This is a genomic window from Methylocapsa sp. D3K7 (assembly GCF_029855125.1).
Lineage (GTDB): Bacteria > Pseudomonadota > Alphaproteobacteria > Rhizobiales > Beijerinckiaceae > Methylocapsa.
In genome coordinates this window covers 3,965,234-3,985,763 of sequence record NZ_CP123229.1, presented here as the reverse complement: position 1 = coordinate 3,985,763, position 20,530 = coordinate 3,965,234, and the positions used below count along the sequence as shown (strand labels likewise).

Below are 20,530 nucleotides of genomic sequence, written 5' to 3'. Positions count from 1 at the left end.
TGTTTATAGACGAGGGATACGTTTGGGGATGGCCTCGACTTCCTATGCCGCCAGTCCGGCGGCGTAACACAAAGTTAGCGAGCCGAAAATGGCGCAGTTGGCGGATGTCGGGAGACAATTTCTCAATGCGGCGATGTCCGCTCCCTATCTTGGCCGGGAGGAGGAGCGGAGCCTCGCGTTCCGCTGGAAAAACAACGAGGATGAAGAGGCGTTGCACGCCCTTACGCGGGCTCATATGCGGCTGGTGATCGCGCTTGCGTTGCGGTTTCGCCACTATGGTTTGCCGGTCGCCGACTTGATCCAGGAGGGTCATATCGGGCTTTTGGAGGCCGCCGCGCGGTTCGAGCCGGAACGGGAGGTCCGCTTTTCGACCTATGCGACTTGGTGGATACGCGCCTCCATGCAGAATTATGTTCTGCACAATTGGTCGATTGTGCGGGGCGGCACGAGTTCGTCGCAGAAATCACTGTTTTTCAATCTCCGGAGACTGCGGGCGAAATTGGCGCAAGGGCGCGGTGCCCTGACGGCGTCGGAAGTTGTCAATTCCATCGCGCTGACGCTCGGCGTATCCCGCGCGGATGTCGAATCGATGGATGCGCGCCTGTCCGCACCGGATTTGTCCTTGAATGCCCCGCTGGGGGGAAGCGATTCCTACGGCGCCGACCGAGTGGAAATGCTTGTCGATGACAAGCCGCGTCCCGACGAAGCCGCCGGTCTTGCTCTCGACACCGACCGGCGGACCGCATGGCTGAATGAGGCCTTGACCGAACTCTCGGAACGGGAGCGCCGGATTGTCCGGGAGCGCCGGCTTGCCGAGGACGCGGCGACGCTCGAGGCCCTCGGCAACCGTCTCGGCATCTCCAAGGAACGCGTCCGTCAGATCGAGAGCCGGGCTATTGAAAAACTTCGGGCGTCGCTCACCAAACGCCACGTCGAAAACGCCGCGGAAGTCATGACTTGAGGCGCAGGCCCCTCCAGGCCGGGTGTTTTCCGCTTTAAATAAGCTGCGGCGGCCAGTTTTCCCCAGGACTTTCGCTTGCTGTCTGGGCATATCGCCAGAGAATAGGCCAAACAGCAAAAAAGGGGCTTAAGTTAACCCAACGAATCGGGGAATAAAGAAGCCCGGGTTCCAGCTTGGTGCCGAAGGCGGGGCATTTGGGGTGTTGCAGGCTTCAAGACCTCGGCGAATCGCTTGACGGGGAGCCATGGTTGGGGTTCCGTAATACCAAGCTCGTTCCATCGTGCGAGCCGGGGGCAGTCTGCGCCGGCTGGGGTTCGCGCCAAAAGTCTTATGGAGAAATTGGATGACAACGACAGGTAAAAAGACGCAGGCCGCACCCGCCAAGAGCGCGCCAGCGGCAGGCAAGGCCACAAAGGCGCCCGAGGCTAAAAAGGCTAAGCCGGCGGGGAGCGCCTTCGCCAAGCCATTGCAGCCCTCGAAGGAACTCGCGGCCGTCGTCGGATCCGAACCATTGCCGCGCACCGAAGTGGTGAGCAAGGTTTGGCACTACATCAAGAAGCACAAGCTTCAAAACGAAGCCAACAAGCGGGAAATCCTTGCCGACGACAAGTTGGCGGCCGTGTTTGGCAAGAGCAAAGTGACGATGTTCGAGATGAATAAGTTTCTCGCTCAGCACCTGAAGTGATGGCGCCAAGAGGATTTGAGGAGTCAGCAAAGGCGCGAGGCGAGTTCCGGTGTTGTGTTGGGTCACCGGTAGCTCGGGCGCCAGTGAGATACGATTGGCAGGCGCCGGAATGTGTCCTGGATTGCAGCGCCTCATCGTTAGATGTGGTGGCTGCGATGACTGGCAGCGGCCTTGAGACCTAAGCGTCAACCCTTATCACGAGGCCGCGATTGTATCCTTATCGCCGCCCTCATGCCTGGCTCGATCAGCAGATCGGGGTTGGATGCACGGATGACAACAACATAGGGTGTTGCCTGCTCGTCAACCGGTCGCGATTGCCCGATTTGTGTCACCTTTCCGGCGAAAGGATGGTTCGGCAGGGACTCGATCGTGAACGTCGCGTTGTCTCCGTATGCGACCTCGCCGATGTCCGTCCTGCTAACTTTGGCTTCGACTTGAACAACGGCCGGATCCGAAGCGATGATGAAGAGCGGCGACGTCTCCGGTCCCCCCAGGGCGGTATGGTCCATTTCGACGGTGCGTGAAAGAATGACCCCGTCAACAGGCGAAACGACATCGGTCGAGGAAAGGTTGGTCTCGGCCGCATGGAGCGCCGCTTGGAGCTGAGCGACCGTCGCCTCTTCGAGTTTCTCCCGCGCCTGCGCCTGCTCATAGGTCTTGCGCAAATTTTCGGTCGCTTTGCGGGAAATGGCCTGGCGCGTCGGCAGCGCCTCCTGATGCTCGAGGGCCGCTTTGGCGTGTGCGAGAGCCGCTTTGTCCTTTTCGAACCGAGCCACGGCTTCCGCCAGATCTGATTTGTTCTGATCGACCATGATTTGATACGGGCGGGGATCGATTTTCGCGCAGACTTGGCCCGCTTTCACTTTCATCTTGACGTCGCATCCGAGCGCCTGGATCACGCCGGACACGCGAGCAACGACCGGCACGGTCGCCGCGGGAGTGACGATACCGCTGGCAGTCATGGTGCGGACCACCGAACCAGGTTCAACCTCTTGCGTGACGTAATGCGCCGTTGTGCCCCGGTGCAGGGACCAGGTGAGCCAACCGCCCCCGAGAACGAGAAGGGTGAGCGCGGCGGCCGCCATTCGCCAGCGCCTCGGCAGAATAGGCAACGCTGCGCCGCCCTTGGCTTCGTCTCCGAATAATAAAGAATGTAATTCTTGCGTTCCTATAACCCGGTCGAGTTCTCTGAAAGCAAAGAACGGCATCAGCACGACGAACATGATGAGGCCGATCCCGGCTATTCCCTCCAGTCTTCCGCCGCCGATGTTGGAGACGCTTTGAGAAAGTGTCTTGCCATGCAATACTCCGATCAATGCTTCTTCGAAGATATGGAAGCAAACCAGGAGCACGGCAAAAACAGCAGACTTGAACAGGATCGGAAAAATGAGCGGCCTATTCTTTAAATTGTCCCCGGCATGAAAATATTCTCCGATCAGGATGACCTTGGCTAAGGCCAAGGCATTGATAAGAGCAAATCCCTGATGATAAATAAGGCTTTGTTCATTCAAAATCAGCGCTTTATAAAAAGCAAACAAACTCAGCAGAACAAAAAGATAAAGAAATATCCAAAATAGCTTTCTTGTTTCGTCAATGGCTCCAGTTTTCAGACGACGGAGTCTTTCATTCATCATGTTCTGAGCTCCACGCGCCGGTATCCCACTCAAAGCCCATCCGGTCTGGGAATCGGTTCGCCAATAAAGTTCGCGACAGGCCAATTTGATTGATCTTTGCATCCAATCTGCTTCGTTGCGAATAGCTTACGGAGCATGCAGAGTTCCTGCAAGGCGGGCCATTGGCCTAACCGGCAAATCAATGGTTGTCATATGTCCTTTCCGTCTTAGTAACTATCATGGCGTCGACGATTCCTTTGCCGGATAGATTAAGGGCAATCCGATTTTGTGAGACTGCCTTCGGTTCACGCCGGCTACAGCTTTCCTATTTGAGCATTATGGGGGATTCTGATCTTGAAATACCGCCCGCTTGGCAGCAGCCAATTACAAGTCCCGGTCATCTCGCTCGGCTCCTGGCTGACCTATTCTGGCGGCGTCGAGAAACGCCAGGCAATCGCCTGTGTCCACAAGGCGCTCGATCTCGGGATTAATTTTTTCGACACGGCGAATGTCTATGGCCGCGGTGCCGCCGAGACGGTGCTTGGTGAAGCGCTCGCTGGAATCCCGCGCCATTCCTATAGCCTGGCGACCAAGGTTTATGGCCTCATGAGCGATACGGACAAGGGGTTGTCGCGCGCCCAGATTACCAAGCAGCTCGACGCTTCGCTGAAACGGCTCGGCACCGACTTTATCGATCTCTATCAATGTCACCGCTACGACGAGGAAACACCGCTCGCGGAAACGATGGAAGCCCTGACCCTGGCAGTCAAGCAAGGCAAGACGCGTTATGTGGGCTTCAGCGAATGGCCGCTCGATAAGATTGAGGCGGCGGCAAAAATGTCTGATGTTGTTCGTTTCGTATCAAGTCAGCCGCAATATTCGATGCTCTGGTCAGCACCCCAAGATGAGATTTTTCCACGCTGCGCCGAACTTGGAATTGGGCAAATCGTGTGGTCACCGCTCGCCCAGGGCGTGCTCACGGGCAAATACACGCCGGACGCGCCACCCCCGGCGGAGTCGCGGGCCGCGCATGCGTCGATGGGCACCATGCTGCCGAAACGATGGCTGCAAGCCCCCTTGCTGACAGCCATAGGCCAAGTGAAGCAATTGGCGGAGCGGGACGCGGGTGTGGGTTTGGCACAATTTGCACTTGCCTGGATTTTGCGCAAACAAGAAGTGTCCTCCGCCATCGTTGGAGCGAGCCGTCCCGCACAAATCGCGGAGAACGCTGCCGCCGCGCAGCGCGAGATCGCGCCGGAGCTGTTCGCGAAGGCGGAAGAGATTTTGGCGCCTTTCCACTGATTGGGCTGTTCGTTGCCCGGCACTTCTTGGCAGCGCGTAATCCATCCTCAACAACTGTGACGAGCCTCGGGCCACCATGGAGAACAAACATTTTCCTGAAGGCCAATTGCTAAGTGAGTACAAAATCCTGATGTCCTCCAATAGCGATCCAAAGCTCATCCGTGTCTTTGTTCACTTGTCCGTAGATTTTGGCGCAACGCATTGGCGAAGATGGTATGCGGCGGGAACGCTTGGCGGCATCAACGACCCATTGCCCTATGGTTATTATCGCGCCGCAGAAGATGGCTGCCGAATCGTCTATTCGGAAGACAAGGATGAGAATAAGCTGCAGCAGGCACTCCGTCTCGGAGTGAAACTCCTCACTGGAACCGATCTCGTTCATGCCTGGCGAAACCGGAAGGGAATTTGCGAGGCTGATATCGTTTGGACGCATACCGAACTGCAATATATCGCCGTCTTATTGTTGTTTCATATTCTATTTTGGAAACGCCGGCCTAAGCTCATCGCGCAAAGCGTATGGCTGTTTGACCGTTGGGAAAGTTTCGGTTCGATCAAGCGGTGGTTTTTGTCGCGATTGATCCGGAAAGCCGACATCCTCACGGTGCTATCGCCAGAAAATCTCGCCATCGCGCGCCGCCTTTTCCCATGCGTTCGTTCCGAACTGGTCCTCTTTGGCATCAGCACGGACACTGTTGTGCCCGTGAAAAAACAAAAGCCGCATCAGCCGCTTCATATCTTTTCCATTGGTAACGATCCAGACCGCGATTGGCCGGTGCTCATTCGCGCCATGCGCGGCCTTCCCGATTGCGCTTTAAAAATTGCCTCATGGAATTTTGATAAAAGCCTGGTAGGCCCCAACGATAACATCGACCTTCTGTACATCGAATCAAACAGCGCGTTGTTTGAAGCTTATGATTGGGCGGATATTGTCGTCGTGACGATCAAAGACAACCGGCATGCGTCTGGCATAACTGTATTGCAGGAGGCGACGATACGGGGATTGCCGGTCATATGTACCGACACCGGCGGGCTGAGAGCTTATTTTTCAGAGAGCGAAATTTGCTTTATCCCGCTTGGAGACCCTACCGCAATTCAGAAAGCGATCGCCGCGCTCGCCGGGGACAATCACTTGCGCTGGGGCTTGGCCGAGCGCGCGCAGGCCCGCATGACGGCCGGCGGTCTCAACTCGCGGTCCTATGCGCGGCGGCAAGCGGAATTGTCGAGAGAACTGCTTGCGTCCGATATAAGCCGCGCGGCATTGAATTAAGAGTTCAAGCCTGCTGCGGCGGTAACACTTCGAGAGCCTCGTCTTCCTTCAGAGCCGTCCCTGTGCGCCGGATCATCCGGGCGAGCGCCATGATGGCAAGGATGCGCCGGCTCGCCTCCTCCAACGAAAGTCCGTCAGCACGGATATTCGAGACGCAGTTGCGTCCGGCATCCTTTGTCGCACCTGGCTGTGGAGCAAAGGTGAGATAGGCGCCGACACTGTCGCAGGAGGAAAGGCCCGGCCGCTCGCCGATGAGAACAACGGCCAGCGCCGCGCCTTGCCGCGCTGCAATCTCGTCGCCCAAGGCGACACGCGCCTGCAGTGCAACGACGGGGGGCGCAAACCGAACATTGGGGGCGGCGAGCAGCATCTTGCAAAGACGCGTTCCCTGCGCTTGCAGAGCGGCAGCGGAAAGGCCATCCGCGAGGATGATCGTGGCGTCATAATCTCCGCAAGAGAGCGCCTGCTCCGAGGTTTGCCCAAGGCGGCGGCCGAGATCGGGCCGTTGCAGAAATGTTAGCCGGTCCGGCGCCGCGCTTCGCACAAGCACCGGGTGCCAAGCGGTAAGATCCAAGAGGAGCGCTTCACCATCGAGTTCGGTCCACACCGCGTCGCGGGCGCGCGCTTGCGCAAGTTCGAACTCGAGCAATCGGCGCGTCGGCAGGCCATCACCGGCACGCCCGAGCGCGATGCGGGCGGGCGTTGCCCGGCGCAGATAATCCCAAAAATCTCCGGTCGCCTGCGTCATCGCGGCGCCGCCGCGAGCAAACGTCCCGCGCCGCCCGAAAAACTCGGGCGCACCCTGAATTGGCTGTCCATGATCCCATAGGCGATAAGCCAGGCCTCGAACTCCGGCGCTGGCCGCAAGCCCAGTACGGATCGCACATAAAGTGCATCATGGTAGGAGGTCGATTGATAGCCGAGCATGATGTCGTCGGCGCCAGGGACGCCCATGACATAATTGCAACCGGCAACGCAAAGCAGCGTCAGGAGAGTGTCCATGTCGTCCTGATCGGCCTCAGCGTGGTTGGTGTAGCAAACATCGACGCCCATCGGCAGGCCAAGAAGCTTGCCGCAGAAATGATCCTCGAGCCCGGCACGAATGATCTCCTTGCCATCGTAGAGATATTCGGGACCGATAAAGCCGACGACCGTATTGACGAGCAAGGGCGCGTAGCGGCGGGCCACCGCATAGGCACGCGCTTCCATGGTTTGCTGATCGACGCCATAATGCGCCTGCGCCGACAGCGCCGCGCCCTGCCCTGTCTCGAAATACATCAGATTGGCACCGGGCGGTGCCCGGCCCAGCGATATGACACCGGCATGTGCTTCGTCGAGCAGCGCGAGGCTCACCCCGAATGCTTGGTTGGCGGCCTCCGATCCGGCGATGGACTGAAACACAAGATCCACGGGGCCCGCCTTCTCCATGACCTGCAAAAGGGTCGTGACATGCGCAAGCACGCAGGATTGCACCGGGATTTCGAAGCGCAAACGCAAATCCTCGATCCGTTCGAGAAGCAATCGCGTCCGCTTGGCGCTGTCTGTCGCCGGATTGATCCCAATGCAGGCATCGCCGCAGCCATACATGAGCCCATCGAGAATGGCGGCGCCGATCCCGGCAAGATCGTCGGCCGGATGATTGGGCTGGATACGCACGGCGAGCCGCCCCGGCAGCCCGATCGTGGTTCGAAACCTTGTCACGACCGAAATTTTTTTTGCGACGGCGATCAAATCCTGGTTGCGCATGAGTTTCGACACGCCCGCCGCCATTTCCGGCGTGATGCCCGGCGCCAAGCCCGCGAGGACATCGCCCGTTGCCGCGTCGGACAGCAGAAAATCCCGGAACTCCCCAGTGGTCATGGCAGCGGCCGGCGCGAAGGCGAGCGGATCATGCGAATCGAGAATGAGCCGCGTGACATCGTCCGCTTCATAAGGAATCACAGTCTCATTGAGAAAGCGCGCGAGCGGCAGATCCGCCAGCGCCATGCGGGCCGCGACTCGCTCTTGCCCGTTTGCTGCCGCAAGCCCGGCGAGCCGGTCGCCCGCGCGATTCGGCGAGGCGCAGGCCAGGAGCTTGCGCACATCGCTGAAGACGTAATGTGTGCCGCCAACATTGCTTCGATAAGGCATAAGGCTGCCTATTCACCCGGAAGTTAGCTTTTATTCAGGATGCGCGTTGAAATTCGCCGGGGCCGGTTGAACTTCCTCCAGGCCTGCTTAGTTAGCTAAGAGGCGCGGGTCACACCTATTTGAGAATTCTAAACTAAATTTAAGAATCGCCGGAAAAGAAGACTTCATCCCGCGGCCCCTCAAGAAAATGGCGAGCCTGATTTTGAGATTACAACACCGGAGTGATGGATTGCCATGGTTCATATCTCATTGATTTTAAAACAAGACATTAGGAATAACCCCTTGACCCGGCGGAACGCCGGCAAGTTCGTTGGCCTCGTCTCGCATCTGCGAGCAACCGCAATTTTTTCCCGGATTGACCTTGGACACATGAACTTGAATTGAATGTGGCAACCTTTACCGCTGCCAAACATTACCTACATTAAGATCAACGGATAAATTTAAGAGAGGAACGATGAGCGCTTCAATGGAATCACCCAAGAAATCTCCCACCTCGACTCGCGGTTTCGCGTCGATGGATCCCGAAAAGCAGCGGGCGATCGCACGTAAGGGCGGCGAAAGTGTCCCGCATGAAAAGCGGAGTTTCTCGCAAAACCCCCGCTTGGCGGCCGAAGCCGGACGCAAGGGCGGGCAAAGTGTCAATCCGAACAAACGCAGCTTTTCGCGCAACCACACCCTCGCCTCGGAGGCCGGCCGTAAAGGCGGACATGCGTCGCACGGCGGCCCGAAAAAACCCGCTGCCGAAACCGGGGAATGAGCGCGAAGACGCGAGGTGCAAAAAGCCAGAAAGAGAGCGGCGGATCTGCCAATCCGCTGCACTCTTTTCTTGCGCGCCCGGCTCTTGAAGGCGCGGCGGACGGTGGTTTGCCGTTATAGCTTCTTCAAGATCAGACTTTTGCCTTCCTTCGGATCTTTTTTCCAGCTGCCGTCCGGCTGCACGTCGAGGCTGGTCTTGTGCCCCTTGCGTGCTGTCAGCATGAGGCGTCCATTGACGATTTGCCAGCCGGCGGGATCAAAAATCACGATCCCCTGATCACGGCAGCCAGGAGCGAGAGAGGCTTTTTTGCCCCCCGGCCCTTTCGCCTGACTTTCCAAGGTGAGCATGCATCCGGTATCCTTGCCGCCATCGCGCAGGATCGAATAGCGCCCGGCCATGTCGGCGGCAGGTATCGCTGCCGGAGGCGTGTCTTTCTTGGCGGCGGCGGGCGTGATGGGAGCCAGGGCGGTGCCTGCGCCCCTACCGGAAAGATCTTTTTTCTGCGGCGCTGTTTGCAGGACCGCCAGATGGTAAACCCCGCCTTGCGGGCCGCTGGCGTGGAAGAGCCTGGACTCCTCTGGCGTGAAATCGAGAACCGTCTGACCTGCAGCATCGAAGAGGTTGAGGTGACCTTCCCCGGTGACCTCCCACGCGGCGACGGGAGCGAGGTCCGGGAACGCTTTCAGACAGCTGAGAGGGATGGTGATTTGCTGGCGCCCCGAAGCTGACTGCCCGGCACGCAAGGCAATCCGGCATTTCGAATTGCTGCTTTCGCTCGACAAATCCCACACGCCGGCAAGATCCTGCCCGTTGACGGGAAGCGTGGCGGCCTGCCCGCTGGCACCGGCCAGCAAACCGCCCGCAAGAGCGAGACCCCGCCAGTCAACAAGCACCCTACGCATGTTATGCACCTGGACTACCTTTCGCGGGTGCAACCGCATGCACCGCCCCAAAGAGCAAGAACTCCAACCGGTCTCGTAAGGCAAGCCCGTTCCGCACGCAAATACTTGCCCTCAAACGGAGCCCTATCCAGCAAAGGCAAAAATGCTTGGCGGGAAGCCAATATTCAAACATACGCTAAAAAAATTGCGCAACTCTTTCGCCTTCCCGCCTCTGGAAGCCAACGGCACCCTTGCAAATGTCCGTGACCGGATACCAGTTTGGGGATAGCCTATTGAAGGGCTGTGACGCTGGGCCGCCTTTGCCCATACAGTCCTGCTCAAGGCGGGCGCGGCATAATGGTGTTTGCCGCGCGCCCTGATATGGTATGTGCTTGGTCTGATTCTTTGGGCCGCCGGCCGCTCAGCTGGCTGCCGCCTGCCGAACAAGAGACCAAGGGTCCGGTTGGCAGGTTTTCTCTAGTGCCGGAAATGGTTGCCGGAATGGTTCGTTCGACGAGGAACATTTTGCCGCGCGCGCCGGTTTTATGGTCCGCTCTTTTCGTGGCGCTTGCCTATGGACTGGGCGCCGCCGCCGCGCGTGCCGATGACTTCCGGGCGCGTTATTCGGTCACTCTGATCGGCTTTCATATTGGCGAAGTTTCGGCCGAAGGGTCCGTCAATCCGGCAAAATACCGGATCGATCTCAATGCCAAGCTCACCGGCATCGCGGCACTAGTCTCGAACGTCAAGCTGGCGCTCGCATCGAGCGGCTCGATGCACAAAACAGGCCCAGCTCCCTCGACCTACGCCACGACAACCGCGAATTCCTTAGGCAACCGGACGGTGCGAATGTCGCTCGATTCTGGGAACGTCAAGGCCGTGGAGATTTTCCCGCCCTTCGAGGACAAGGAAGGCAGAATCCCGGTCACCGAGGCGAACAAACGCAATATCGTCGATCCGATGAGTGCCTTGGTCATGCTGGTCCCCGAGGGTCAGCCCCTCGTCGGACCCGCGGCGTGCAACCGGAGCATTCCGGTTTATGACGGCTATGTCCGGTTCGATGTTCAGCTCCGCTACACCGGCGTGAGGGACGTGTCGGTTGACGGATACTCGGGTCCGGTCTCGGTTTGCTCCGCCCGTTATGTCCCCATCTCCGGCCATAAGCGGGATTCAAAATCCACCAAATTCATGGCGGAGAACAGGGACATCGAGGCCTGGCTTGCGCCGCTTCCCCGCGCGCACGCCGTCTTGCCGCTGCATGTCGCCTTGATGACCTTGGCTGGCGCCGCCGTGATCGATGCGGTCGAATTTTCCGTTGTGCCGTCGGATGTGACCGCCACCTCCACACATTAGGCCTGGGATGGCGGCGCATCAGCAAAAGATGGAGTCCCCTCTCCTATGATCACGCTCTATACGTTCGGGCCGTATTTCGGCTTACCCGACGGCAGCCCCTTTGTGACCAAGGCCATGCTGCTGTTGAAATTCGCTGGTCTTCCCTTTGAGGAAAACCGGCATGGCTACCGCCGGGCTCCAAAAGGCAAGCTGCCCTATATCGAGGATGACGGCCTCACCGTTGCCGATTCGACCTTCATCCGATTTCATATCGAGAAAAAATACGGATTTGATTTCGACGCGGGGCTCACCCCGGAGCAACGGGCGGCGTCCTGGGCGATCGAAAAAATGTGCGAGGAGCACCTTTATTTTGCGGTGCTGGCTTCGCGGTGGCTCGACGATGTCAATTTTGCCAGGGGTCCCGCCCAATTTTTCAAGAACCTGCCCCTGCCCCTCCGCCTGATCGTGCCGGGCATGATGCGCCGGAAAATCCGGACTGCGTTGAATTTGCAGGGCATTGGGCGCCATACCGCCGCCGAGCGGGACAAACTGGCGATTATGGACATCGATGCACTCTCGGCCACGATCGGGGAGAAGCCGTTTTTGATGGGTGACCAGCCTTGCGCGGCGGATGCTGCCGTATTTGGTTTTGTTTCACAATCTCTATGCCCCATATTCCTGACACCGGTCCGTACGGCGGCGGAACGGCACCAAAATCTTGTCAATTACCAGGATCGTTTCCTGAGGCACTATTTCCCCGGCTAGATGCCGGGCCATTGCCCTTTTTTCGCGCAACAAATTTGTTTTTTGACAGTTGACAGACCAGAACGTCCGAGTTTCCTGCCAATGACCGAATCGCCGGTGCCCGTTCCGGCCAAAATTCAGGTTTTTACAATGGGTGGGGTCACAATCCGGAGGCTCATCGACATCTTGTATGGAACAAACAAGGACTTGGCGTAGGTCATCGATTCGGCCGCGATTCGTTCGTCTCCCGTTCAAAGCGTAAAGAAGATCGTCCCGGCGGCATCATTTTGATACACGGAAGTGCCGTCATGATACAAAAGGCCCTAGTCAGGGATGAGGCGCGGCCAGATTTCTTCCGGCGAACAAACGGTTCAGCCACGGCCCCTTGCTCGAGTGGCGTCAGGCCAAAGCTGGCCCTTTGGACATCTCATTCCGGTCCGCTCTGATACCATGTCCGTTGCCGCTTACCCTGAAATCCCTTGGCGCCCCGGGTTAACCAATGAATGTCCCTTTTCCAGCGCCGACATCCTTTTCTCCGGAGAAATCCCAGGGAGTCAGCGTCCTGCTCGGGCCGACCAACACCGGCAAGACGCATTATGCGATCGAACGGATGCTCTCCCATCACAGCGGCATGATCGGCCTGCCGCTCCGGCTTCTGGCGCGCGAAGTCTATAACCGCGCGGTCGAAAAAGCAGGTGTGGAGGCGGTCGCCCTGATCACAGGCGAAGAAAAAATCAAGCCGGAGTCGCCACGCTATTGGGTTTCGACCGTCGAGGCGATGCCGCGCGATCTCAACGTTTCTTTTGTCGCGGTGGACGAAATTCAACTCGCCGCCGATCTCGACCGGGGTCATGTGTTCACCGACCGGCTGCTCCATCTGCGCGGGCGCGAGGAGACTTTGCTGATCGGCGCCGCCACGATGCACCAAGCGGTGCGGGGACTGCTGCCGGCGGCCCGGATATCCGCGCGCCCGCGCCTTTCCAAGCTGAGTTTCGGGGGCGCCAAGAAAATCACTCGCCTGCCCCGGCGCAGCGCCATCGTCGCTTTTTCGGCGGAGGATGTTTACGCCATCGCCGAATGGATCCGCCGCCAATGCGGCGGCGCGGCGGTGGTCCTCGGCGCGTTGTCGCCGCGCACCCGCAATGCGCAGGTCGATATGTTCCAAAATGGCCTCGTCGATTACATCGTCGCGACGGATGCCATCGGCATGGGTCTCAATCTCGATGTCGATCACATCGCTTTCGCGGGCGACCGGAAGTTCGATGGCTGGCAGCACCGGCGTCTCAATCCCGCCGAACTGGGTCAAATCGCCGGCCGCGCGGGCCGCCATCTCCGCGATGGGAGTTTTGGCACGACCGGACGCTGCCCCCCCTTCGGCGAGGAGCTGATCGAACAGCTGGAAGACCATCGCTTCGATCCGGTGCGCATGCTGCAATGGCGAAATTCGGATCTCGATTTCTCTTCGATTGCGGGCCTTATTGCCTCTCTCGACAAACTGCCTGGCGCGCCGGGACTTACGCGGGCGCCCCAGGCCGCCGACCAGCTGGCCCTTGAATTCGCCGCCCGCGATGAAAAAGTCATACGGGAGGCAAAGACGCGAGCAGATATCGGCCGCCTTTGGGAATGCTGCCAAATTCCGGATTACCGGAAGCTTTCGCCGGCCGCGCATGCCGAGCTGGTCATCTCCATTTTCGGCTTTGTCGTGCGCGCGGGCCATATTCCAGACGATTGGTTCGCCCGCCATGTCGCGGCACAAGACCGCACCGACGGCGGCCTCGATACGCTTTCGGCGCGGATCGCCGAGATCAGAACTTGGACCTACATTGCCAATCGAACTGGCTGGTTGCGTGATCCAAAGCATTGGCAGAGTGTCACGCGTCAGGTAGAGGACAATTTGTCGGACGCTTTGCATGAACGTCTCGCCCAGCGGTTTGTTGACCGGAGGACGAGCGTTCTCATGCGCCGCCTAAGGGAGAACGCCATGTTGGAAGCCGAGGTCACCCCGAGCGGTGACGTCCTGGTCGCCGGCCAGCACGTCGGGCAGCTCAACGGATTTCGCTTCACTGCCGACCCGGCGGCGGTAGGCGAAGCCGCGAGAGCTTTGAATGCCGCCGCCCAAAAGGCCTTGGCAAGCGAGATCGAAGGCCGCGCTGTCCGGGTCAGCGAGGCCGTCGACGAAGCTTTCATTCTCACCAATGACGGAATTATCCGCTGGCTCGGCGAGCCGATCGGCATGATCGCCGCTGGCGCGCATGTGCTGGAACCGCGCGTGACCCTTCTCGCGGACGAGCAATTGACCGGCCAGGCGCTGGAAATGGTGCAGCGGCGGCTCGATCTCTGGCTCGCGCAACATGTCAAGAAACTCCTCGGACCGCTCATCGAATTGGAAAAAAGCGAAGGGCTTGAGGGCATCGCGCGCGGCATCGCGTTCCACGTCGCCGAATCCCTCGGTGTTCTCGACCGCGTCCGAGTCGCCGACGAGGTGAAGGGCCTCTCCCAGGATGCCCGCGCGGGACTGCGGAAATTTGGCGTCCGCTTCGGCGCCTATCACCTTTATCTGCCAGGCTCGATCAAGCCTGCACCGCGCGCCCTCGCCGCCCAGCTCTACGCCTTGAAACATGGCGAAGGCGACGCCCTCAAGGGTCTCGATGAAGTTCTCCATTTCGCCGCCTCCGGCCGGACCTCCTTGGTCGCCGACAAAGATGTGCAAAAGAATCTCTATCGGGCCGCCGGCTTCCGCGTTTGCGGCGATCGCGCGGTCCGCGTCGATATTTTGGAGCGCCTCGCGGATTTGATCCGCCCGGCCGTCACTTATCGTCCTGGAATTTCCGTGGGGGAACCGCCGGCGGGTGCGGCGGATGGCGAGGGTTTTGTCGTCACCGTTGCGATGACCTCGCTGGCCGGCTGCTCGGGCGAAAGTTTCGCCTCGATTCTCCGCTCGCTCGGCTACACCGCCGAACTCCGCAAGGGTCCGGCGATCACCGTGCCTTTGCTGAGCACGGCGGAGGCCGTGCCTTGTGTGCCGCAGCCGACCACAGCTGGGCCGGTGCCTGGCACGGAAGACGCCGCGCCGGGGGACGAAACGCAACCCAGCGCGGAGCCGGAGGCCTTATCCGAGCCGGAGGCCGTCGCGCAGTCCGAAGGTCCTGTGCCAATGGGTACCCCAGAGGCCGTCGCAGGCGATGTTTCGACAAGCGAAGCCAGCGAGGTTCCAGCTCCGCCGGAGTTGACCGGGGAGGCAGCGTCCATCGAAACACCCGCCCCAGAAGAGATTTTGATCGAAGTCTGGCGCCCGCACCGCCAGCAGCCGCACCGGCGGCCAGAGCCGCGCCCTCATAAGAAAACTTTCGTGCGGCGTGGCGGCGGGACACCAGCCGGGGCCGCCGCGGGCCCAGGGATGGCCGCGGCAGTAACACCACGAGATGAGATGGCAGCCGGAGAATTATCCAGCAGTGTTGAAACCCCAAAAGAGGCGCGCGAGGACCATCAGGGCGGACCGCCGCCAAGCGCCCTTAAGCATTGGCAGAAAAGAGGCCATGATCGGGGCAGCGGCGATCAGCGGCCGCGCTTTTCCGGCCAGCGGCGTCCTTCGACGGCGGCTGAGCCGATTCGCGGAAAGTCCGATGAACGCAAAACTGGGCGCGGCGAGAGGTTCGACATCCGGGAGAAACGGTCAGCAGAGCGGCCGCCGGACCCCAATTCGCCATTCGCCAAACTGCTCGCGCTTAAAGCGCAACTTGAGGAACAAACCAAGCCGGAAAAGGACAAGCAGGACAGTTGAGCAAGGATGCGAGATTTTGATCCGGGAACTGTCTACCCGCTTGGATTCCCTCTCGCGGCCGCCGAACCGCTGTGTTGGCCATGTTAAGGCCATGAAGCGACCCCACTCTGACGCGGTTCACGATGCCTCCCGGACGGTAAGCTTTGGGCAAGCATCATTCCTGGCATTCCTTGCTTGAGAGAGAATCCTGTCTGAACGCCCATCCACGTGGCCGGAACGTACTTCGAGAACCGCGTAAGAAGTGGACGTCTGGCGTTCGCCGTGTCATCCGGGAAGCATTCATGCGTTCGGTCGCCTGCTTAGTGAAAGTCCTTGGGATCGCGGCGTTTCTGCACGCCGCTGGGACCGCCGCCGCGCAGCCGGTCGATTGCCCCCGGCTCGCGGCGCAGATCAACGCGCTGGCCGCCAGCGGCAGCGGCCAGGGGCGCGCCACGCAACATTACGGCGCCGCCGTCCAGAAGCAGCGCAACGACCTCGATCGCACCATCCGTTATGCCCGTTCGCTGGGCTGCGACCGGGGCCAATTCCTGATGTTCGACACTGCGCCACCGCAATGCCACGGACTTAATGCTCAAATTCAACAACTTCAGGCAACCCTTGCTCAATACGAGGGAAGTGGCGATCTCGGCGGCAACGCGGCGGCGCGCCAGCAGCTTACCGCGCGCTATAACAGCTATTGCCGGGGCCAGGTTCAGGCGGCCCAGCCGCCGCAACAGCGCGGTTTCTTTGAGACGCTGCTTGGGGTTTTCCAGCCCAACCAAAATCCCTTCGCGCCCGGGCAGCAACCCCCGTTCGAGGAGGTGCGCCCGCTGGACGGCGAGGATATGAGGCCGCACGGCGGCTCGCAGGCCGTTTGCGTCCGCAGTTGTGATGGTGGTTTTTTCCCACTGACCGTCTCGACGAGAAGCGCCGATCCCGATCAGCTGACGAGCCTTTGCCAGGCGCTTTGCCCAAATGCGACGGTGAGTGTTTATACGCGAGCTCCCTATGGGGATATCAGCACGGCCGTTTCGCTTGACGGGGGTGCGCCCTATTCGGAGTCGCCCACGGCCCTCAAATTTCAGAAAACTTTCGATGCCGCCTGCACCTGCAAGCCGCCGGGGCAAACCTGGGCCGAAGCGCTCTCGGGGGCAGAAGATCTCCTTGGCCGCGCCCGCAAGACGGACGTCTTGGTGACTCCCGAGACGTCCGCCGAATTGGCAAAACCCAAGCTCGAAAAACCCGCGCGGCCAAGCCCGCTCCCGGAGCCGGGCAGCCAAACCGGCAGCAACCCCTCGGCGGCCGCCGATCAAACCGGAGCCGACGAGATCGTCGGGCCCGATGGGGTCAAGCGGCGCGTCCGGATAATCGTGCCGCCGCTTTAGCTTTGCCGATCAAGGGCAAAAGCGCCGCGAGTTCCGGCCCGGTCTCGCGGCCGGTCAAGGCGAGCCGCAACGGATGAAAAAGCGCCCGCCCCTTGCGTCCGGTGAGCTTTTTCACCTCTTCCGTCCAGTTTTTCCAGGCATTCTCGTCCCACGGTTCCTCCGGCAAATGTTCGGCCGCCGCCGCCAGAAAGACGGTATCCTCGGCAACCGGCGTCATTTCGCCTTCGACCACCCGCCACCAATCGACCACATCGAGAAACGCCGCCAGATTGCCGCGAACGGCAAGCCAAAATGGCTGTGCCTTATGACCGGTGATGTCATGCGCGGCGAGCCTGTCACGGACCGCCTCGAAGCTTAGTCCGTGCAGTGTGCGCGCCGACAAGGCGGTAAGTTCGGCGGGGTCAAAACGCGCTTGGCTGCGCGAAAGCTGCGAAAGGTCGAGCGGCCCCGCAAGTTCCTCCAGGCTGGCGATCGGATGCAAGGCCACGGAAGACCCTGTCATGACCGCCGCCGCGGCAACCGCGAGAGATTCAATTCCAGCATCCCGCAAGCCGCCAATCGACAGCGAGCCCGTGCGTTTAGAAAGCGCCTCGCCGCTCGCGGAGGCCAAAAGATTGTGATGGCCGAAGGCCGGCAGCCGCTCCGGCCCCATCAGGAGAGCAAAGAGCTGCAGCTGCACCGCCGTATTGGTCACATGGTCTTCGCCCCGAATGATATGGGTGACATTAAGCGCGGCGTCGTCGACCACGGACGGCAGGGTGTAGAGATAGGTGGCATCCTCCCGCAGCAGCACCGGATCGGAGAGCGAGGCGCAATCGATGTGGCTCGCGCCGCGCACCATGTCGTTCCAGCGGATGATGTCATGGTCGAGTTTGAACCGCCAATGCGGCTTACGGCCCTCGGCCTCCAATTTAGCCCGCTCCGACGCTGAAAGAGCGAGCCCGGCGCGGTCATAGACCGGCGGCAGGCCGCGCGCCTGCTGGCGCTTGCGTTTGCGGTCAAGCTCCTCCGGGGTCTCGTAACAGGGATAAAGACGGCCGGCGTCGCGCAGTTTTGCGGCGGCGGCATGATAAAGCGCGAACCGCTCCGATTGCCGCAACACCCTGTCCGGCGCAATGCCCAGCCACGCAAGATCGACTTCAATCGCTTGGGCGTACTCTTCCTTCGACCGTTCCACATCAGTGTCATCGAACCGAAGAATAAATTCGCCATGGTGCTTTTTTGCGTAGAGGAAGTTCAACAGCGCCGTCCGCGCATTGCCAATATGGATGCGGCCGGTCGGCGATGGAGCGAAGCGGACAATTGGATGCGGCATGAGTGACCCTAGGATGTGTGGAACCGCGTCAATATGCGCCAGTCGCTCAGATGTGAACTTGTTCAACGCACTCGCTCAAGCAGCCGGCCGGACTTACTTGAAGGCCGGTCCTGCGATTTTCAATAAATATCTGATACAAAAAGCAGTCCCGGCACATGCGGCGGCAGCTTTCGGCGGAGAATCAGATATTAGCCCGGGAGCTGGACAATGGCGATGGCGTATGCAGCGGCTTGGATTTGCCTGCTTCTGACCTTGTGCAATCTGATCAGTGTTGGCGTCGCGGCGATCCGGGCGCGGCCACGTCCGGCGCCATTGCCCTCACGCGCCGCGCCGGGTGTTTCCATCGTCCGGCCGCTCTGCGGTCTCGACAATTTTTGCGGCGAGACCTTGGAATCGAGTTTCCGGCTCGCTTACCCCGCCTATGAGATTATTTTTTGCGTCGCGCGGGCGAATGATCCGGTCGTGGCGTTGGTTCAGCGCTTGATAGCCAAATATCCGGAGGTTACGGCCCATTTGATCGTCGGGGACGAAAAGATGAGCGCCAATCCAAAACTGAACAACTGCGTCAGGGGCTGGGATGCCGCACGCTACAATTGGATTGTCCTCGCCGACGCGAATGTGTTGATGCCCAAGGATTATATTCAACGGCTTCTGGCGGGCTGGCGGCGGCGGACCGGGCTTGTGTGCTCCATGCCCCTCGGCTCGCGGCCGCAAAATCTCTGGGCCGAACTCGAATGCGCTTTTCTCAACAGCTTCGAGGCGCGCTGGCAATATTGCGCCGAGGCGGCCGGGTTCGGCTTCGCGCAGGGCAAGAGCATGTTGTGGTGGCGCGAGATTATGGACAAGGGCGGCGGGGTTCGCGCGCTCGCCAGCGAAATCATCGAGGACGCCGCGGCAACAAAGCTCGTCCGCGCCCAAGGCCTCTCGGTGAATCTCGTCGATAGTCCCTTCGAACAGCCGCTTGGCAGACGGACCGCCACCGATGTTTGGCTGCGCCAGGCGCGCTGGGCGAGGACTCGGCGGAAAACCTTTCCTCTTTTTTACGCGCCGGAAATTTTTGCGGGCGCAGTTCTGCCCTCTCTCGCGGCGGCCTATGCCGCTCTCGCCTTCGATGTGAATGTGGCGGTGACGGTGCTGTGCGTCGGACTGGTATGGTATATTCCCGAAATTCTGCTCAGCCGCTCCTTAAAATGGCATGTGTCCTGGCGCTTGCCTTTTCTTTTCCTGCTGCGCGACCTGATGCTTCCAGTCATCTATATCGACGCGTGGTGCACCGATCATTTCGTGTGGCGCGGCAATGAGATGACCATGCGGGAAGAGGAGCCAAGCATTGAACGGGGATGAACGCGCCGACGCGGCAAAGGGCGCTGCCGAGTATGACGGTTGCGATGATATCTTGTCGCAGGGTGACAAGGTTGGACAAATTGCCGAGGCGCGGGCTATGATTAGGTTTCGACCTTATGCCTGACCGCGTCCGGCGTCAGAGCCGCGGGTTTGGGCGCTGAAGGAGTCACCAATGAACCCGGTCGCCGCGCTTTTGTCGGAAAACTTAAAAGATATGGTCCGGCTCGGAATTGGCTTTCCATCCCGCTATGCAAGGATGGCTTTTTCAGACGTTTATGTTGCGTCGGTTCGCGGTATCGGCCCAATTCATCTTCGCAAAAAATCGATGGACCTTTGGGTTCTAAGACAGGTCTTTCGCACCAGGCAATATGAACTTGGCCATTATCCTCAAGCCGGCCGCATCGACGAGCGCTACCGGCAAATTCTCGAGCAAGGCAAAATCCCCTTAATTGTCGATGCGGGAGCCAATAATGGCTGTTCGGCTCTGTGGTTTGCAGCAAAATTCCCAGACTCCCATGTCGTGGCTATAGAGCCAGATCATCAAAACTCTCAAATCTGCCGCATGAATACGGAAAAAAAGTCCAATATAAACGTAATCGAGGCGGCCATCGGAGGTTCACCAGGATTTGTGACCTTAGATAATCCCGATAAACAATCTTGGGGTGTACAGACGACGCGCGGCGGCCCGGGAAGTAAAGTGGAAGTTCGCACTGTAAATGACATCGTGGGTTCATACGGTTCGAAATACGAATTATTCATTGTAAAAATAGACATTGAAGGCTTTGAACGCGATTTATTTAGCGAAAATACAGGCTGGCTCGAATCTCCCATGGTTGTCATTATCGAACTTCATGACTGGAAATTTCCCGGACAATTCTCAAGCGTTCCCTTTCAGCGCGCGATTGCGAAGTATAAATTTGAAATGATGATGTCGAATGAGAATTTTGTTTATATCGGTGAGTTCAAGCCTTCGCTGAACAGTCATCACTTGGAACCCGCCACCGCAGGCGTATTTTAAGGGGCATCCAAACTCGCCTTAGACTCACTTTCGAGC

At 59.4% G+C, this 20,530-nt stretch carries 16 protein-coding genes; 11 read left to right on the top strand and 5 right to left on the bottom strand.

Annotated features, from left to right (window positions below; genetic code table 11):
• Nucleotides 1-88 precede the first annotated feature (88 nt).
• Together QEV83_RS18660 and QEV83_RS18655 are read left to right on the top strand one after the other, a co-directional pair.
• A complete protein-coding gene (locus tag QEV83_RS18660; protein WP_280129141.1) occupies nt 89-961 on the top strand; it encodes an RNA polymerase factor sigma-32 in 873 nt (290 codons plus the stop codon).
• Nucleotides 962-1,304: 343 nt separating this feature from the next.
• Nucleotides 1,305-1,646, top strand: coding sequence for an SWIB/MDM2 domain-containing protein (locus QEV83_RS18655; RefSeq protein WP_280129140.1), 342 nt, complete (start codon nt 1,305-1,307; stop codon nt 1,644-1,646).
• Between the two features lie 185 nt (nt 1,647-1,831).
• Here QEV83_RS18655 and QEV83_RS18650 read toward each other — a convergent pair whose 3' ends face one another.
• A complete protein-coding gene (locus tag QEV83_RS18650; RefSeq protein ID WP_280129139.1) occupies nt 1,832-3,280 on the bottom strand; it encodes an efflux RND transporter periplasmic adaptor subunit in 1,449 nt (482 codons plus the stop codon).
• Nucleotides 3,281-3,613: 333 nt separating this feature from the next.
• Between QEV83_RS18650 and QEV83_RS18645 the strand changes: the two genes are divergently transcribed.
• Nucleotides 3,614-4,561 (top strand): aldo/keto reductase, encoded by a 948-nt coding sequence (locus QEV83_RS18645; protein WP_280129138.1) that lies wholly within the window; start codon nt 3,614-3,616, stop codon nt 4,559-4,561.
• Between the two features lie 76 nt (nt 4,562-4,637).
• A complete protein-coding gene (locus tag QEV83_RS18640) occupies nt 4,638-5,828 on the top strand; it encodes a glycosyltransferase (RefSeq protein WP_280129137.1) in 1,191 nt (396 codons plus the stop codon).
• 4 nt (nt 5,829-5,832) lie between these two features.
• Here QEV83_RS18640 and eutC read toward each other — a convergent pair whose 3' ends face one another.
• Together eutC and QEV83_RS18630 are read right to left on the bottom strand one after the other, a co-directional pair.
• Nucleotides 5,833-6,576 (bottom strand): ethanolamine ammonia-lyase subunit EutC, encoded by a 744-nt coding sequence (gene eutC / locus QEV83_RS18635; protein WP_280129136.1) that lies wholly within the window; start codon nt 6,574-6,576, stop codon nt 5,833-5,835.
• Nucleotides 6,573-7,958 (bottom strand): ethanolamine ammonia-lyase subunit EutB, encoded by a 1,386-nt coding sequence (locus QEV83_RS18630; RefSeq protein ID WP_280129135.1) that lies wholly within the window; start codon nt 7,956-7,958, stop codon nt 6,573-6,575. Before QEV83_RS18630 ends, eutC begins: the two co-directional genes overlap by 4 nt.
• A gap of 454 nt (nt 7,959-8,412) precedes the next feature.
• Here QEV83_RS18630 and QEV83_RS18625 point away from each other — a divergent pair, with 454 nt between their 5' ends.
• Complete coding sequence (locus QEV83_RS18625; RefSeq protein WP_280129134.1) at nt 8,413-8,715, top strand: KGG domain-containing protein; 303 nt, start codon at nt 8,413-8,415, stop codon at nt 8,713-8,715.
• A gap of 113 nt (nt 8,716-8,828) precedes the next feature.
• On the opposite strand, the gene QEV83_RS18620 is transcribed toward QEV83_RS18625, so the two are convergent.
• Nucleotides 8,829-9,617, bottom strand: a complete 789-nt coding sequence (locus QEV83_RS18620; protein ID WP_280129133.1) for an AprI/Inh family metalloprotease inhibitor — start codon at nt 9,615-9,617, stop codon at nt 8,829-8,831.
• Between the two features lie 480 nt (nt 9,618-10,097).
• On the opposite strand from QEV83_RS18620, the gene QEV83_RS18615 reads away from it, so the two are divergent.
• The 4 genes from QEV83_RS18615 (at nt 10,098) to QEV83_RS18600 (ending at nt 16,817) form a co-directional block, all read left to right on the top strand.
• Nucleotides 10,098-10,949, top strand: a complete 852-nt coding sequence (locus QEV83_RS18615; protein WP_280129132.1) for a DUF3108 domain-containing protein — start codon at nt 10,098-10,100, stop codon at nt 10,947-10,949.
• A 45-nt stretch (nt 10,950-10,994) separates the two neighbouring features.
• Nucleotides 10,995-11,693 (top strand): glutathione S-transferase family protein, encoded by a 699-nt coding sequence (locus QEV83_RS18610; RefSeq protein ID WP_280129131.1) that lies wholly within the window; start codon nt 10,995-10,997, stop codon nt 11,691-11,693.
• 478 nt (nt 11,694-12,171) lie between these two features.
• A complete protein-coding gene (locus tag QEV83_RS18605; protein ID WP_280129130.1) occupies nt 12,172-15,453 on the top strand; it encodes a helicase-related protein in 3,282 nt (1,093 codons plus the stop codon).
• Between the two features lie 281 nt (nt 15,454-15,734).
• Nucleotides 15,735-16,817 carry a DUF2865 domain-containing protein gene (locus QEV83_RS18600; protein ID WP_280129129.1) on the top strand — a complete coding sequence of 361 codons (1,083 nt, stop codon included), beginning with the start codon at nt 15,735-15,737 and terminating at the stop codon, nt 16,815-16,817.
• Here the strand turns inward: QEV83_RS18600 and QEV83_RS18595 are convergent.
• The gene (locus QEV83_RS18595; RefSeq protein WP_280129128.1) at nt 16,780-18,132 is read right to left on the bottom strand and encodes a glutamate--tRNA ligase; all 1,353 of its coding nucleotides are present in this window, start codon (nt 18,130-18,132) and stop codon (nt 16,780-16,782) included. The two genes, QEV83_RS18600 and QEV83_RS18595, sit on opposite strands and share 38 nt — an antisense overlap.
• A gap of 207 nt (nt 18,133-18,339) precedes the next feature.
• On the opposite strand from QEV83_RS18595, the gene QEV83_RS18590 reads away from it, so the two are divergent.
• Both QEV83_RS18590 and QEV83_RS18585 read left to right on the top strand, forming a co-directional pair.
• Nucleotides 18,340-19,476: a ceramide glucosyltransferase gene (locus QEV83_RS18590; RefSeq protein WP_280129127.1), complete on the top strand. Its 1,137-nt coding sequence runs from the start codon at nt 18,340-18,342 to the stop codon at nt 19,474-19,476.
• A gap of 172 nt (nt 19,477-19,648) precedes the next feature.
• Nucleotides 19,649-20,494, top strand: coding sequence for an FkbM family methyltransferase (locus QEV83_RS18585; RefSeq protein ID WP_280129126.1), 846 nt, complete (start codon nt 19,649-19,651; stop codon nt 20,492-20,494).
• Nucleotides 20,495-20,530 lie beyond the last annotated feature (36 nt).

Excerpts from the sequence above, each read along its gene's own strand:
- QEV83_RS18660 (WP_280129141.1), top strand. The coding sequence starts at position 89 with ATGGCGCAGTTGGCGGATGTCGGGAGACAATTTCTCAATGCGGCGATG.
- QEV83_RS18655 (WP_280129140.1), top strand. The coding sequence starts at position 1,305 with ATGACAACGACAGGTAAAAAGACGCAGGCCGCACCCGCCAAGAGCGCG.
- QEV83_RS18650 (WP_280129139.1), bottom strand. The coding sequence starts at position 3,280 with ATGATGAATGAAAGACTCCGTCGTCTGAAAACTGGAGCCATTGACGAA.
- QEV83_RS18640 (WP_280129137.1), top strand. The coding sequence starts at position 4,638 with ATGGAGAACAAACATTTTCCTGAAGGCCAATTGCTAAGTGAGTACAAA.
- eutC (WP_280129136.1), bottom strand. The coding sequence starts at position 6,576 with ATGACGCAGGCGACCGGAGATTTTTGGGATTATCTGCGCCGGGCAACG.
- QEV83_RS18630 (WP_280129135.1), bottom strand. The coding sequence starts at position 7,958 with ATGCCTTATCGAAGCAATGTTGGCGGCACACATTACGTCTTCAGCGAT.
- QEV83_RS18625 (WP_280129134.1), top strand. The coding sequence starts at position 8,413 with ATGAGCGCTTCAATGGAATCACCCAAGAAATCTCCCACCTCGACTCGC.
- QEV83_RS18620 (WP_280129133.1), bottom strand. The coding sequence starts at position 9,617 with ATGCGTAGGGTGCTTGTTGACTGGCGGGGTCTCGCTCTTGCGGGCGGT.
- QEV83_RS18615 (WP_280129132.1), top strand. The coding sequence starts at position 10,098 with ATGGTTCGTTCGACGAGGAACATTTTGCCGCGCGCGCCGGTTTTATGG.
- QEV83_RS18610 (WP_280129131.1), top strand. The coding sequence starts at position 10,995 with ATGATCACGCTCTATACGTTCGGGCCGTATTTCGGCTTACCCGACGGC.
- QEV83_RS18605 (WP_280129130.1), top strand. The coding sequence starts at position 12,172 with ATGAATGTCCCTTTTCCAGCGCCGACATCCTTTTCTCCGGAGAAATCC.
- QEV83_RS18600 (WP_280129129.1), top strand. The coding sequence starts at position 15,735 with ATGCGTTCGGTCGCCTGCTTAGTGAAAGTCCTTGGGATCGCGGCGTTT.
- QEV83_RS18595 (WP_280129128.1), bottom strand. The coding sequence starts at position 18,132 with ATGCCGCATCCAATTGTCCGCTTCGCTCCATCGCCGACCGGCCGCATC.
- QEV83_RS18590 (WP_280129127.1), top strand. The coding sequence starts at position 18,340 with ATGGCGATGGCGTATGCAGCGGCTTGGATTTGCCTGCTTCTGACCTTG.
- QEV83_RS18585 (WP_280129126.1), top strand. The coding sequence starts at position 19,649 with ATGAACCCGGTCGCCGCGCTTTTGTCGGAAAACTTAAAAGATATGGTC.